Consider the following 14,152-nt stretch of genomic DNA (forward strand, 5'->3'; position numbering starts at 1 on the left):
TCGAGCACATGTGTGGAATCGTGGGATACGTCGGTGAGCGGGACAGCCTGGCCGTGCTGCTCGGGGGCCTGAAGCGTCTGGAGTACCGCGGGTACGACTCCGCGGGGGTCGCGGTGATCGACGCCGACGGGCAGCTCGACAGCCGCAAGCGCTCGGGCAAGCTCAGCGTCCTCGTCGAGGACCTCGAGGCGCGTCCGCTCGCGGAGGGCACGACCGGGATCGGGCACACCCGCTGGGCGACGCACGGCGGTCCGACCGACCGCAACGCGCACCCCCACCTCGCCGACGACGGAAAGCTGGCGGTCATCCACAACGGGATCATCGAGAACTTCCAGCCGCTGAAGGACGAGCTCGCCGCCGAGGGCGCGGTCTTCGAGAGCGAGACCGACACCGAGGTCGCGGCGCACCTCATCGCCCGCGAGTACCGCCGCACGGGCGACCTGGTCCTCGCGTTCCAGGCGATCGTCGCGCGACTCGAGGGGGCGTTCACGCTCCTCGCGCTGCACCAGGACCAGCCGGGCGTCGTGGTCGGCGCGCGTCGCAACTCGCCCCTGGTCATCGGCCTCGGCGACGGCGAGAACTTCCTCGGATCCGATGTCGCGGCGTTCGTCGAGTTCACCCGCCGCGCGGTCGCGATCGGCCAGGACCAGATCGTCACCATCACTCCGGAGCTCGTGACCGTGACCGACTTCTTCGGCAACGCCGTCGAGACGGAGCCGTTCGAGATCGCGTGGGACGCGTCCGCCTCCGAGAAGGGCGGCTGGTCGAGCTTCATGGCCAAGGAGATCACCGAAGGGCCGGAGGCGGTCGCCAACACCCTGCGCGGACGGATCCACGACGGCGCGATCACCCTGCCGGAGCTCGAGGGCCTCGATCCGATCCTCACCGAGATCGACCGCATCACCGTCATCGCGTGCGGCACTGCGGCCTACTCGGGGATGGTCGCCAAGTACGCGATCGAGAAGTGGGCGCGCGTCCCCGTGGAGGTGGAGCTCAGCCACGAGTTCCGCTACCGCGATCCCGTGCTCACGCCGCGCACCCTCGTGGTGTCGATCAGCCAGTCCGGCGAGACGATGGACACCCTGATGGCGGTCAAGTACGCCCGCGAGAAGGGAGCCAAGACGCTCTCCGTGTGCAACACCCAGGGCGCGACCATCCCGCGCGAGTCCGACGCCGTCCTCTACACCCACGCCGGTCCTGAGGTGGCGGTCGCTTCGACGAAGGCGTTCGTCGCGCAGATCGCCGCGCTCTACCTCTTCGGACTGCACCTCGCGACGGTGCGCGGCGCCGCCTCCGCCGAGCTCGTCGCGTCGCAGGCCGCTCAGCTGGCCGCGATCCCCGAGAAGCTGTCCCGGGTGCTCGACGCCTCCGAGGACATCGCCCAGCTGGCCGGCTGGATGGCCGACACCCGGGCGGTCCTGTTCCTCGGCCGCCACGTCGGCTACCCGGTCGCGCTCGAGGGGGCGCTGAAGCTCAAGGAGCTGGCCTACATCCACGCGGAGGGCTTCGCGGCGGGGGAGCTCAAGCACGGGCCGATCGCGCTGATCGAGCCGGGACAGGTGGTCTTCGTGATCGTCCCGAGCCCGAGCGAGTCGTACGAGCTGCAGCGCAAGGTCATCTCGAACATCCAGGAGATCAAGGCGCGCGGTGCGCGGGTCATCGCGATCGCCGAGCAGGGCGACACTGCGGCGATCCAGATCGCCGACGAGGTCGTGCCGATCCCGCTCGCGGACCCGCTCTTCGAGCCTCTGCTCGCGGTGACTCCGCTGCAGATGTTCGCGATGGAGCTCGCGTCGGCCAAGGGCCTCGACGTCGACCAGCCGCGCAATCTCGCGAAGTCGGTCACGGTCGAGTGATCGCGCCGTGATCGTGGGGATCGGTGTGGACGTGGTGGATCTGGCGCGCTTCGAGCGGGCGATCCTCCGCACTCCGCGGCTGCGCGACCGTCTGTTCGCCGAGAGCGAACGCGGGCTCCCCATTTCCTCCCTCGCCGGCCGGTTCGCGGCGAAGGAGGCGCTGATCAAGGCGCTCGGCGACTCGGCCGGCGCGCGCTGGCACGACATGGTCGTCGAGCGGGACGAGCACGGTGATCCCTCGTTCGCTCTGCACGGAGCGGCACGGGCGGCGGCCGAGGCGCGGGGGATCGCGCGCGTGCACCTGTCGATGACGCACGACGCCGGCATCGCCTGCGCGTTCGTGGTGGCCGAGTCGTGATCGCGCCGCTGTCGTTCCGCGAGGCGCTGATCGACGCCGACGCGATCTCGGCGAACGTCGCCCGACTGCGCGAGCTCACCGGTGCGCGGCGCCTGATGGCCGTCGTCAAGGCGAACGCCTACGGCCACGGCGCGCTCGCCGCCGCGCAGGCCGCGCTCGCCGGCGGCGCCGACGCCCTCGGCACCGCCGATCTGCGCGAGGCGGTCGCGCTGAGGGAGGCGGGGGTGCTCGCCCCACTCCTGTGCTGGCTGCACGACCCCGGTGAGGACTTCGACGCCGCGGTCGAGCACGGCATCGACGTCGCCGTCTCGACGCGGGCGCAGCTCGACGCCCTCGCCCAGGCGGCGGAGGATCGCGGCGTGCGCGCCGCGGTGCAGCTCAAGTTCGACACCGGCCTCAGTCGCAACGGCGCTCCGGAGGAGGAGTGGCCGCTCCTCGCCGACGCCCTCTCGCGGCACGTCGCGGTCGGCTCCCTGCACCTCACCGGTCTGTTCTCGCACCTCTCGAACGCCTCGCGCGAGGAGGATCTCGCGCAGCTCGCCGTGCTGCGCCGGGGCGCCGCCGTGCTGAGCGATCGCGGGATCGCCGCGCCCCTCCTGCACCTCGCGGCCACGGCGGGCGCCCTGCGCCTGCCCGAGACGCGGCTCGACCTGGTGCGTACCGGCATCGGCGTCTACGGCCTGTCTCCGTTCGACGGCGAGAGCTCGCTCGAGCTCGGGCTGGTGCCCGCGATGACTCTCCAGGGCCGAGTGGCGGGCGTGCGTCGCGTCGGCGCGGGCACCGGAGTCAGCTACGACTACACCTACCGGGCACCCGGCAGCACCACTCTCGCGCTCGTCCCGTTCGGCTACGCCGACGGCATCCCGCGAAGCGCATCGGGAGTCGCCGAGGTGCTGATCGGCGGGAGGCGCCACCGCATCGCCGGTCGCGTGGCCATGGACCAGTTCGTCGTCGACGTCGGCGACGCCCCCGTGGAGGTCGGCGACGCGGTCACCCTCTGGGGCGACCCGACGACGGGGGTCCCGTCGGTGGACGAGTGGGCGCGCTGGTGCGGCACGATCAACTACGAGCTCGTCACCCGGATCGGCCAGCGGGTGCAGCGCCGGGTTGTGGGCGGGCAGGGCGGCGTCCGTGCCTGAGCGCGCCTGGTTCGCCGACCGCACGGTCGAGGTCGAGGACCCGGAGTCGATGGAGGAGCTCGGCCGCTCCCTCGGGCGGGTGCTCCGCGCAGGAGACCTGCTCGTGCTCACCGGGCCTCTCGGCGCGGGGAAGACCACGTTCACCCGCGGGCTCGGCGAGGGGCTCGGGGTCCGCGGACCGGTGACGAGCCCGACCTTCGTGATCGCGCGCACGCACCCGCCGCTCCACGACGGCCCCCCGCTCGTGCACGTCGACGCCTACCGGGTGGGGTCGCCCGTCGAGCTGGACGACCTCGACCTCGATCTCGAGCACTCGGTCGTCGTCGTCGAGTGGGGCGCGGGGATGCTCGACGGCGTCTCGGCGTCGTGGCTCGACGTCGTCATCGACCGTCCGACGGCCGCCTCCGACGCCGCAGAGGGCGAGGAGCCGATCGAGCCCCGCGCAGTGAGCTTCCGCGGGACCCGCTGGGGCTGATCGACCGCCGGTACCCTGTCAGGGTGCTTCTCGCGATCGACACCTCCTCCGGCACCTCCGTCGCCGTCGTCGACGAGCACGGCGAGGTCCGCTCGGAGCGGACCGAGACCGACACCATGCGGCACGCCGAGGTGATCGGCCGGCTGATCCTCGAGGCCCTGGAGGCGGCCGACGTCGCCGCCGCGGACATCGACGCGGTCGCGATCGGCATGGGGCCGGGCCCGTTCACGGGGCTCCGGGTCGGCATCGCCGCCGCGCGCGCCTTCGCGTTCGGCCGGGGGATCCCGACGGTGCCCGTGGTGTCGCACGACGCGATCGCCCTGGCCGCGCTGCGCCACGGCCACGAGGGCGGTTTCCTCGTGGTCACGGATGCGCGCCGTCGCGAGCTCTACTGGAGCGCCTACGAGGGTCTGGACGCCGACGGCATCCCCGTCCGCACCTCCGGGCCGGGTCTCGACAAGCCGCCCGCACTGCCGTTCCCCGGGCTGCCGCGCCTCGAGGAGGAGAGCGTCTCGGCCGCAGAGCTCGGCGTCGTCGCCGCGCGCGCCCTGGCCGCCGGCCGTCCGGCGGTCGCCGACGAGCCGCTCTACCTCCGCTCTCCCGACGTCACGCTCTCGGCCGGCCCCAAGCGGGTGACCGGATGACCGCGGTCGAGCTGCGCGACGCCGTCGCCCCCGACCTCGACGCGATCATGGCGATCGAGGAGTCGGAGTTCACGAGCGACGCGTGGTCGCGCACGATGATGGCCGAGGAGATCCGCAGCCGCCACACGCGCTACATCGTGGCGGAGCGCGCCGGGGAGCTCGTCGGCTACGCCGGGCTGCTCTGCCCGGTGGGGGCGCACGAGGGCGATGTGCAGACGATCGCGGTCCTCGCCTCCGCGCGGGGAGCGGGCCTCGGCCGGCGTCTGCTGCGCGAGCTCCTGGCGACCGCTCGGGAGCGCGGCGCCCGCGAGGTGTTCCTCGAGGTGCGCGCCGACAACCCGGTCGCGCAGTCGCTGTACGCCTCGGAGGGCTTCGAGGAGATCGGGGTCCGCCCCGCCTACTACCAGCCGGACGGAGTCGACGCGCTCGTGATGCGACTGGACCTGCGCGATGCGGCCGGCCCGACCCGATCCTCCGAGGAGACTCCATGACGGCCGGCCCGCTCGTTCTCGGCATCGAGACCAGCTGCGACGAGACGGGGATCGGCATCGTCCGCGGCACGACCCTGCTCGCGAACACGATCGCCTCCTCGATGGAGGAGCACGCCCGGTACGGCGGAGTCGTGCCCGAGGTGGCCGCGCGGGCCCACCTCGAGGCCCTCGAGCCGACGCTGCGGGCGGCGCTGGCCGAGGCCGGAGTCTCGCTGCAGGATCTCGATGCGATCGCGGTCACGAGCGGACCGGGGCTCTCGGGCGCCCTCATGGTCGGCGTCGGCGCCGCGAAGGCGCTCGCCGTCTCGCTCGGGAAGCCGGTCTACGCCGTGAACCACCTCGTCGGGCACGTCGGAGCCGACGTGCTCCGCGCCGACGGCGGTGAGGGCAGCCCCGTCGAGGTGCCGACGATCGCCCTGCTCGTCTCGGGCGGCCACACGTCGCTCCTGCACGTGCGCGATCTGGTGTCGGACGTGGAGCTGCTCGGCGAGACGATCGACGACGCCGCGGGCGAGGCGTTCGACAAGGTCGCCCGCGTGCTCGGGCTGCCCTACCCGGGCGGCCCGCAGATCGACCGCGTGGCTGCGGGAGGCGATCCGGCGGCGATCCGCTTCCCGCGCGGGCTGAGTCTTCCAAAGGACAGGGAGAAGCACCGCTACGACTTCTCGTTCTCGGGCCTCAAGACCGCGGTGGCGCGCTGGGTGGAGCAGCGCCAGGACAGGGGCGAGGAGGTGCCGATCGCCGATGTCGCGGCGAGCTTCCGCGAGGCGGTCGCCGACGTCCTCCTGACGAAGGCGGTCGCCGCCTGCCGCGATCGCGACGTCCCCCGGCTCCTCCTGGGAGGCGGAGTCGTCGCGAACGCGCGGGTCAGGGCTCTCGCCGAGGAGCGCTGCGCCGCGGCGGGGATCGCGCTGCGGATCCCTCCGCTCTCGCTCTGCACCGACAACGGAGCGATGATCGCGGCGCTCGGAGCCCAGCTCATCGAAGCGGGACACGCTCCCTCGAGCCTGTCCTTCGGCGCCGACTCCACTCTGCCTGTGACCGAGATCCAGGTGCACTGAGCGGCCTACCCCGCCGCCACGGGCCGGCACAAGCGGCACCCAGGCTTTTGACAGTCGATCCGCGCCCCTGTCACGCTGGGGCGCAACCGCTCGTTCCTGATCAAGGGGGATCCCATGACCGCTCCGTACACGCCCGCCACCGACCGCTACAACATCCTGGCGATCATCGGCTTCATCGCCTCGTTCTTCGTCTCGGTCGTGGGCATCGTGCTCGGGTTCGTCGCCCTGTCGCAGATCAAGCGCACGGGTGAGAAGGGCCGCGGGCTCGCGATCGCCGCGATCGTCATCGGCTTCCTGGCCGTGATCGTCTCGATCATCGCGTTCGTCGCCCTCTTCGCGCTGGCGGCCTCGGCACCCACGACCGGCTACTGATCACGGCGCTCCTCCTCCGCACGCCGGAGGAGGAGCGTCCTCTCGAGAAGGGGAGACCACGTGGAGCACGAGGACGCGAGCGGTCCGGTCGCCGGATCCGCCGCACCGACTCCGCCGCCCGCCCCTCCCGCCGGTGCGGCCGCGGCGATGTACCCGCCGCCGTCGGTGCCCGCCGACCTCACGTCGGCGCCTCCTGCCGGCGCCTACGCCCCTCCCGGCCCGTCCGCACGGCGCCCCTCGCTCAACGGGCTCGCGGTCGCCGCACTCATCTGCGGGATCCTGGGTCTCGCTCCGGCGGCGATCGTCCTCGGACACGTGGGCTTCGCGCAGGCCGGGCGGGCGGGTCAGCGCGGTCGGGGCCTCGCGGTCGCCGGGTTCGCGCTGGGCTACCTCGTCGTCGTGAGCGTCGTCGTGGGCTACATCGCCTACACCGCGTTCGTCGGCGGACTGCGCGACGACGGCTACCTGCCGGTCTGACCGCTGACCGGAGCCCACCCCCTCCGGAGCGGCTGGCTAGACTCTGCGGCATGAGCGACAGCACCCAGCCCGGTCCCGACGACCGCCAGGGCTCCGGTCCGATCCCGCCTCAGCCGCCGGTGCCCCCGGCTCCGCCCGCCCCGCCGGCGCCTCCTGGCGCGACCGCGCCGACCGCTCCGTCGGCCGGAGCTCCGCAGTACGGCCGGCCGAGCTACGGCACTCCCGCTGCTCCCGCACCCGGAGCGCCGACGCCCTCCTACGCCTACGCGCCCGCTCCGGTCGCCCCACCGCGCACGCTCAGCCTGGTCGGCATGATCCTCGGCATCGCCGGTCTGGTCATCACGGTCTTCGCCTGGGGCTTCGGCTTCATCCTCTCCGCCCCCGCGGTCGTCCTCGGCTTCCTCGGGAGGCGTCGCGAGCCGGCGGCGCGCGGGTTCGCCCTCACGGCGATCATCACGGGCTTCGCCGGGATCCTCGTCTCGCTGATCTACCTGGCGATCACGATCGTCATCTTCGCGGTCGCCATCGGCGCGGCGAGCACGGCGGCCGGCTCCTGACTCCGGGCGCGTGACGGCGATCCCGGGCTCCTGAGCCCGGGCGCCCGCGTCAGGAGGCGCGCTCGGCCAGCAGTGCGCGGTGCCTGCCCTGCACGCGGGTCAGGATCAGCACCGCGCTGCCGCGCCCGCTGAGCCCGAGCTTCGTGCGGAACCGTGCGGGGTCGATGTCCACTCCGCGCTTCTTGATCTCGAGCACCCCGATGCCGCGGCTCCTCAGCTCGCGCGCCAGGGTCTTCTCGTCGAGCGGCAGCTCCGCGAGCACGCGGAAGCTCCGGAGGAACGGCGAGGTCGCCGGCTCCGCGCCCGTGAGGTAGGCGATGCCGGGGGAGAGCATGCGGGATCCGCTGGAGCGGGCGAGCTCGCCGAGGAGGCGGGCGCGGATGGCCGACCCGTCGGGCTCGTGGACGTACTCGGCGAGGTCGCCCACCTCCTCGTCGTCGCTGTCGGAGGAGGCGGTCAGCTCGGCCGCGCCGCCCGCGCCGAGGAGGAGGGCCGATCGGCGGACGCCGGGCCGCGCGAGCGGGCCGAACCACAGACCCGTCTCGACGAGCTCGCCGTCGACCGAGACCCACTGGGCCTCCGCCTCCGCCGGGATCCGGTCGCGGTCGAAGCCCGGTCCGAGCTTGATGCCCACGGGCCGGTGCTCGGCGAGGCCGAAGGCGAAGTCGAGCGAGGGGGAGTAGTCGTCGGGGTCCGACAGGCGACGGGTCTCGCGGTGCCCGGCCGTGCGGCGCGCGGGGTCGAGGTAGACGGCGTCGAAGCCCTCCAGGTCGAACGACTCCGCATCGGCGTGCACGGCGCTCGCCTGGGGGAACGGCGCGAGATTGAAGCTCGCGAGCGTCGCCGTGACCTCGTCCGCGTCGACCGCCGTCACCTCGAGGTCGATCGCCGCGAGGGCCAGGGCGTCGCCGCCGATGCCGCTGCCCAGGTCGGCGACGCGCCTGACGCCGGCAGCGGCGAACCGCCCGGCGTGCAGGGCGGCGACCCGGAGCCGTGTGGCCTGCTCGAGACCGGCGTCGGTGAAGAGCATCGAGCGGGCGAACTCGCCGAACTTCGCGGTGGCCTTCTCACGGAGACGCGCCTGCGTGAGGACGGCGGAGACGAGTCCGGGGGAGTGCCCGTCGGCGCGCAGCCGGGCGACGGCGCGGACCGGATCGTCCTGGCGGTAGCCGTCGAGGGAGTCCAGGAGCCGGAGCCCCTCCGGGGAGAGGAGCTCGACCAGCTCGTCGCGTCGCATCCGGCCCATGCTAGGCCACGGTCGCACCGCCCCGACCGGGTGCTCCTGGCACTCTGATTGCACGAGTGCCAGCGGAGCCTCTACAGTGGATCTAGCACTCTCGGAGCGTGTGTGCCAATGAGCGCGCTCCTCCCATCGTCGTCAAGAAAGAGGTCAACCGTGTCGGTGTCCATCAAGCCGCTCGAAGATCGCATCGTCATCAAGCAGGTCGAGGCGGAGCAGGTGACCGCTTCCGGTCTCGTCATCCCCGACACCGCCAAGGAGAAGCCGCAGGAGGGTGAAGTCGTCGCCGTGGGCCCCGGCCGCATCGACGACAACGGCAACCGCGTCCCCCTCGACGTGGCCGTGGGTGACAAGGTCATCTACTCCAAGTACGGCGGAACCGAGGTCAAGTTCTCGGGCGAGGACCTCCTGGTCCTGTCCGCGCGCGACGTCCTCGCGGTCGTCGTCCGCTAGAGCGGACCAGACGAAGGGCCCGGCGACCTCGGTCGCCGGGCCCTTCGTCGTCCGGGCGCGGTCCTCCTGGCGACGGGTGGCCTGATCGAGCCGCCGTCTGTCCGTTCCCCACCGCTCGGCGGTCGGAACCGTGCGTACCATCGGACGGGTGTCCGCCTCCCGCACCCCGCCGCCCTCCGCCGAGCCCTCCACCGCCGGTGTCCCCGTCGGCGAAGGCGTGGAGGCGCTGCCCGCGGCCGCCCCGACGGGGTCGATGTCCTCGACCGGACTCTGGTTCGGCTTCGGCGCCTACCTGCTGTGGGGCGCGATGCCGCTCTACTTCATCGCGATGGCCCCCGCCTCGCCGTTCGAGATCGTCGCGTTCCGCGTGCTCTTCTCGCTCGTCTTCTGCGGGATCCTGCTGACGGTCACCCGCAGCTGGTCCGGGTTCCGGGCCCTGCTGCGCGAGCCGCGACTGCTCGGGATCATGGCGATCGCGGGCGTGCTGATCTACATCAACTGGCAGGTCTACGTGATCGCCACGACCACCGGGCACGTCATCGAGGCCGCGCTCGGCTACTTCATGAACCCGCTCGTGACGGTGCTGCTGGGCGTGCTCGTGCTGCGGGAGCGCCTCCGCCCGGCGCAGTGGACGGCGATGGCGATCAGCGCGGTGGCCGTTCTGGTGATCGCGATCGGCTACGGCGCGTTCCCCTGGGTGTCGCTCGCGCTGGCGTTCTCCTTCGGCCTCTACGGCCTGGTCAAGAGCCGGGTCGGCGGCCGCGTCGACGCGGTGGGCGGCCTGACCCTCGAGACGCTGTGGCTGACTCCGCTCGCGATCGTGCAGCTCGTCGTGGTCGGCTCGATGGTCGGCCTCACCTTCGGAACGGAGGGGACCGGCCACGCGCTGATCCTCGCCTCCGCCGGCATCGTCACGGCGGTGCCCCTCCTGCTGTTCGCCGGGGCGGCTCGGCGACTCCCGCTGTCGATCGTCGGATTCATCCAGTACCTGACGCCGGTCCTGCAGTTCCTGGTGGGGGCCTTCGTGCTCGGAGAGGCGATGCCCCCGGAGCGCTGGATCGGCTTCGCGCTGGTGTGGGCGGCCCTGGCGATCTTCTCAGTCGATCTGGTCGCCGCGGAGCGTCGGAGGCGCCGTACGGCCGTGTGAGGTGCGGATCGCGTCGTGGAGAGCGCTCACTACGACGGAAAGTAACGATCGGGTCGCGAAACCCGTTCGTAACACCCCCGTATTGTTCACGGGTGCTTCGAAGGTTACGTTTGCCGAGCGGTTGCCTCCGGCACCGCTCTGACGACAATCACATCTCAAGGAGCAACATGGGCGTTTACGCGAAGGCCGGTTCGGCTCGCGCACGGTCCCTCCGGGCAACCCTCGGCGGCGTCGCCATTCTGGGCGCCAGCGCTCTCGTCCTCGCCGGCTGCGCCGGTGGCGGCGACAGCGGCGACTCGGGCAGCGATGACGGCGCTTCCGGCGACCTGTCCCTCAAGATCGGCACGATCCTGCCGCAGACGGGCACCCTGGCCGTCCTCGGCCCGCCCGAGATCGCGGGCGTCGACCTCGCCGTCGCCGACATCAACGAGGCCGCAGCAGGCATCTCGATCGACGTCGAGCAGAAGGACTCGGGCGACACCTCGACCGACATCGCGACGCAGTCCGCGACCTCCCTCATCGCCGACGGCGTGTCGGCGATCGTCGGCGCGGCGTCCTCCGGCGTCTCGAAGACCTTCATCGACCAGGTGACCCAGGCGGGCGTCGTGCAGATCTCGCCGGCGAACACCTCGCCCGACTTCACGACCTACGAGGACGACGGGTTCTACTGGCGCACCGCTCCCTCGGACGTGCTCCAGGGACGCATCCTCGGCAACAAGATCCTGGGCGACGGCAAGACCAACGTCTCGATCCTGTACATGAACGACGCGTACGGCACCGGCCTCGAGTCGAACATCAAGGAGACCCTCGAGGCGGGCGGCGCGACCGTCGCGGCCGAGGAGATCTTCGAGCCGGCCTCGACCGACTTCAACTCGGCGCTCACCACGGTGCTCGCCCCGAACCCCGACGCGCTGGTCGTGATCTCGTTCGACGAGATCAAGACGATCGCGGAGCAGCTCGCGGCGAAGGGCTTCGACTTCTCGAAGCTCTACGGCACGGACGGCAACTACGGAGTCATCGGTGAGGCGGACACCAACGTCGACATCGCCGGCGCGCAGTTCACCAACCCGGGCGTCCAGGCGTCGGAGGACTTCCAGTCCAACCTCCAGGCCCTCGTCGAGGAGCAGGGCAACGACCCGCTGACGGTGTTCAGCTACGCTCCCGAGTCCTACGACGCGACCGTCCTGCTCGCCCTCGCGGCGCTGCAGGGTGGAGCGACGGACGGCGCGACCATCCGCGACAACCTCGAGTCGGTCTCGAAGGACGGCACCGAGTGCACGACCTTCGCCGACTGCGCCGCGCTGATCGCCGACGGAACCGACATCGACTACAACGGTCTCTCCGGCCCGATCTCGTTCGACGAGAACGGCGACCCGAGCGAGGCCTCGGTGTCGATCTACAAGTACTCGACCGGCAACGTCACCTCGTTCGAGGAGACCGTCGACGGCTCGCTCGAGTAGCGACCACATGACACGACTCCGGTCGTGGCACTGAGGGGCTCGGTCTTCGGACCGGGCCCCTTCGTCGTGCGAGGGTCGCGGCGTCGGTCGAGTGGGGAGGCCGACGTCGGGAGGGAATCGGGTCCCGATACGCCGCCGTCGGCGGCTGCTCGACCAGCAAGGTGTCGCCGGCTTGCCGCTCGAGGGGGCCCTCAGGGCCGTATCGAGACCCGGCGGCGTCCGTGGGACAGCACGACGGCCCCCGCCGGGCCCGGAGGTCCGACGGGGGCCGTGGGGGCGGCGTCAGCGCGGGCGGCGCACCACGCGGACGAGGCCGGCCGGGACGACGAGTGTGCCCGTCGCCTCCTCACCGGTGACCAGCTCGACCCCGGAGGCGTCGACGGACACGTCGCCCTCGGAGTGGTTGAGGTGGAACACGAAGTCGGCGTCGTCGCCCGAGCGGGTGACGGTCTCGAGGCCCTCGTCGCCGAGGACCGCCTCGATGCCGGCGTCGCGCAGGGCGTCCTCGACCACGGCGCCCAGGTCGTCGCCGGTGAGGCGCGTCGAGACGTACCACGAGCGGCCCTCGCCGAAGTGGTGGCGGGTGATCGCGGGGGAGCCCGCTGCGGGGCCGTCCGCGTAGTCCGTGACGGAGTCGGCGCCCTCGAGGACGACCTCCTCTGCCCAGCCCGACGCGGCGGCGCCGGAGGCCAGGGCGACCGTCTGGTCGGCGTAGAGCGGCAGGAACTCCGGGACCGCGACTCCGAGCACCTCGCGGAGAGAGCCGGGTGCGCCTCCGGGGTGCACGGCGTCGTTCTCGTCGACGACACCCGAGAAGTAGGAGGCGACGAAGGTGCCCCCGGCGCGGACGTAGCCCTCGATGTTCGCCCGCGACGCGTCGTCGACGAGGTAGAGCGCCGGAGCGAGGACGATGTCGTAGCCCGAGAGATCGGCGTGCGGATGCGCGAAGTCGACCGTCACGCCTCGACGCCAGAGCTCGGTGTAGTAGGCGATGACGCGCTCGCGGTGCTCGAGCTCGACCGAGGGCCGCCACTCCAGGTCCTGCGCCCAGAACGACTCCCAGTCCCAGAGGATCGCCGCGCGCGAGCGGACGCGGGATCCGAGCACCTCCGCCAGCCCTGCGAGCTCGTCGCCGAGGGCGACGACCTCCTTCCACACCCTGCTGCCGACGCCGGCGTGCGGGAGCATCGCCGAGTGGAACTTCTCGGCGCCGTACCGCGAGGCGCGGAACTGGAAGTAGAGGATCGCGTCGGCACCCCGGGCGAGGTGGCTCATGCTGTTGCGCGCCAGCTCGCCGGGGCGCTTCGCGATGTTGCGCGGCTGCCAGTTCACCGCCGAGGTCGAGTGCTCCATCAGGATCCACGGAGCGCCGCCGGCGAGCGACCGGGTGAGGTCGGCGTCCATCGCCAGCAGCACGTGGTTGTCGCGGCGCTCGGCGACGAGGTAGTGGTCGTTCGCGACGAGGTCCACCTCGGAGCGCCACTTCCAGAGGTCGACCGACGGGCAGTTCGTCGCCATGAAGTTGGTCGTGACGGGAGTGCCGGGGGCGAAGCGCTTGATCGCATCGCGCTCGGCGCGGAAGCACTCGAGGAGCGCATCCGAGGTGAATCGGGCGAAGTCGAGCCGCTGGGTCTGATTGACGACGCTGGCCGAGACCCGCGGGGCGTCGATCTCGTCCCACTCCCCGTAGACCTGCCCCCAGAACAGAGTGCCCCAGGCGGCGTTGAGCGCCTCGAGGGAGTCGTAGCGGCGCTGCAGCCAGGTGCGGAAGGCGCGGACGCTGTGCGCGGAGTAGTCGTCGCTGATCGGCGCGCCGTACTCGTTGTGCACGTGCCAGAGGACGACCGCGGGGTGCGCGGCGTAGCGCTCGGCGAGGCGCTCCGTGAGGGCGACGCACGCGGCCCGGTACTCGGGCGAGCTCGGGCTGACCATCCCGCGGGATCCCCAGCCGAGGGTGACGCCCTCGCGGGTGACGGGGCGCGACTCCGGGTACTTCGTCCAGAACCAGGCCGGGGGAGCGGCGGTGGGGGTGGCGAGATCGACGTCGATGCCGGCTCCGTGCAGCAGCTCGATCAGCTCGTCGAGGAAGGAGAAGTCGTACTCGCCCTCGCGCGGCTCGAGGAGGGCCCACGAGAAGATGCCGATGCTCACGAGGTTGACGCCCGCGCTGCGCATGAGCGCGATGTCCTCGTCCCAGACCTCGCGGGGCCACTGCTCGGGGTTGTAGTCGCCTCCGTAGCGGATCTCGGAGCGACCGCCCAGGAGCGCCCGTCCTGGTCGGCCGAGGGCGGCGGTGCGCGGGTGCCCGGCCGCCGCCGGCGCGGCGGGGGAGCTGAGGTCGCTGGTCATGCGTCGATCTCCTTTGACTGTGTGCGCTCCCAGTTCTAGCACGGAATAGTTCCCCGAGAAACGGCTGGGACGG

The 14,152-nt window shown here is 72.0% G+C and carries 15 protein-coding genes; 13 read left to right on the forward strand and 2 right to left on the reverse strand.

What is annotated here, in order from left to right:
* Positions 1-8 precede the first annotated feature (8 nt).
* The 10 genes from glmS to B9Y99_RS02780 all read left to right on the forward strand — a co-directional run bounded on the left by glmS (position 9) and on the right by B9Y99_RS02780 (position 7,430).
* A complete protein-coding gene (glmS, locus tag B9Y99_RS02735) occupies positions 9-1,856 on the forward strand; it encodes a glutamine--fructose-6-phosphate transaminase (isomerizing) (protein WP_085475052.1) in 1,848 nt (615 codons plus the stop codon).
* A 7-nt stretch (positions 1,857-1,863) separates the two neighbouring features.
* Entirely contained in the window at positions 1,864-2,214 is a 351-nt protein-coding gene (locus tag B9Y99_RS02740; protein ID WP_085475053.1) for a holo-ACP synthase, read from the forward strand.
* Complete coding sequence (gene alr, locus B9Y99_RS02745) at positions 2,211-3,353, forward strand: alanine racemase (protein WP_085475054.1); 1,143 nt, start codon at positions 2,211-2,213, stop codon at positions 3,351-3,353. Before B9Y99_RS02740 ends, alr begins: the two co-directional genes overlap by 4 nt.
* A 49-nt stretch (positions 3,354-3,402) precedes the next feature.
* Positions 3,403-3,828 (forward strand): tRNA (adenosine(37)-N6)-threonylcarbamoyltransferase complex ATPase subunit type 1 TsaE, encoded by a 426-nt coding sequence (gene tsaE / locus B9Y99_RS02750; protein ID WP_085476204.1) that lies wholly within the window; start codon positions 3,403-3,405, stop codon positions 3,826-3,828.
* A gap of 23 nt (positions 3,829-3,851) precedes the next feature.
* On the forward strand, positions 3,852-4,472 hold the full coding sequence (gene tsaB, locus B9Y99_RS02755) for a tRNA (adenosine(37)-N6)-threonylcarbamoyltransferase complex dimerization subunit type 1 TsaB (protein ID WP_085475055.1): 621 nt from the start codon (positions 3,852-3,854) through the stop codon (positions 4,470-4,472).
* The gene (gene rimI, locus B9Y99_RS02760; RefSeq protein WP_085475056.1) at positions 4,469-4,963 is read left to right on the forward strand and encodes a ribosomal protein S18-alanine N-acetyltransferase; all 495 of its coding nucleotides are present in this window, start codon (positions 4,469-4,471) and stop codon (positions 4,961-4,963) included. The genes tsaB and rimI overlap by 4 nt, the downstream gene beginning before the upstream one ends.
* A complete protein-coding gene (gene tsaD, locus B9Y99_RS02765) occupies positions 4,960-6,024 on the forward strand; it encodes a tRNA (adenosine(37)-N6)-threonylcarbamoyltransferase complex transferase subunit TsaD (RefSeq protein ID WP_085475057.1) in 1,065 nt (354 codons plus the stop codon). Before rimI ends, tsaD begins: the two co-directional genes overlap by 4 nt.
* A 114-nt stretch (positions 6,025-6,138) precedes the next feature.
* Positions 6,139-6,396, forward strand: a complete 258-nt coding sequence (locus B9Y99_RS02770) for a DUF4190 domain-containing protein (RefSeq protein ID WP_085475058.1) — start codon at positions 6,139-6,141, stop codon at positions 6,394-6,396.
* Positions 6,397-6,456: 60 nt separating this feature from the next.
* A complete protein-coding gene (locus B9Y99_RS02775) occupies positions 6,457-6,873 on the forward strand; it encodes a DUF4190 domain-containing protein (RefSeq protein ID WP_085475059.1) in 417 nt (138 codons plus the stop codon).
* A gap of 50 nt (positions 6,874-6,923) precedes the next feature.
* Positions 6,924-7,430: a DUF4190 domain-containing protein gene (locus B9Y99_RS02780; protein WP_085475060.1), complete on the forward strand. Its 507-nt coding sequence runs from the start codon at positions 6,924-6,926 to the stop codon at positions 7,428-7,430.
* Between the two features lie 49 nt (positions 7,431-7,479).
* On the opposite strand, the gene B9Y99_RS02785 is transcribed toward B9Y99_RS02780, so the two are convergent.
* On the reverse strand, positions 7,480-8,667 hold the full coding sequence (locus tag B9Y99_RS02785; RefSeq protein WP_085476205.1) for a class I SAM-dependent methyltransferase: 1,188 nt from the start codon (positions 8,665-8,667) through the stop codon (positions 7,480-7,482).
* Positions 8,668-8,826: 159 nt separating this feature from the next.
* Between B9Y99_RS02785 and groES the strand changes: the two genes are divergently transcribed.
* From groES to B9Y99_RS02800, 3 genes are all read left to right on the forward strand, one after another.
* Entirely contained in the window at positions 8,827-9,123 is a 297-nt protein-coding gene (groES, locus tag B9Y99_RS02790; RefSeq protein WP_055787236.1) for a co-chaperone GroES, read from the forward strand.
* Between the two features lie 253 nt (positions 9,124-9,376).
* Positions 9,377-10,270: an EamA family transporter RarD gene (rarD, locus tag B9Y99_RS02795; protein WP_085476206.1), complete on the forward strand. Its 894-nt coding sequence runs from the start codon at positions 9,377-9,379 to the stop codon at positions 10,268-10,270.
* A 167-nt stretch (positions 10,271-10,437) separates the two neighbouring features.
* Positions 10,438-11,730: an ABC transporter substrate-binding protein gene (locus tag B9Y99_RS02800; RefSeq protein ID WP_085475061.1), complete on the forward strand. Its 1,293-nt coding sequence runs from the start codon at positions 10,438-10,440 to the stop codon at positions 11,728-11,730.
* Between the two features lie 282 nt (positions 11,731-12,012).
* Here the strand turns inward: B9Y99_RS02800 and B9Y99_RS02805 are convergent, their stop codons facing one another.
* Positions 12,013-14,079: a beta-galactosidase gene (locus B9Y99_RS02805; RefSeq protein WP_085475062.1), complete on the reverse strand. Its 2,067-nt coding sequence runs from the start codon at positions 14,077-14,079 to the stop codon at positions 12,013-12,015.
* Positions 14,080-14,152 lie beyond the last annotated feature (73 nt).

This window comes from Rathayibacter oskolensis (assembly GCF_900177245.1).
Classification (GTDB): Bacteria; Actinomycetota; Actinomycetes; order Actinomycetales; family Microbacteriaceae; genus Rathayibacter; species Rathayibacter oskolensis.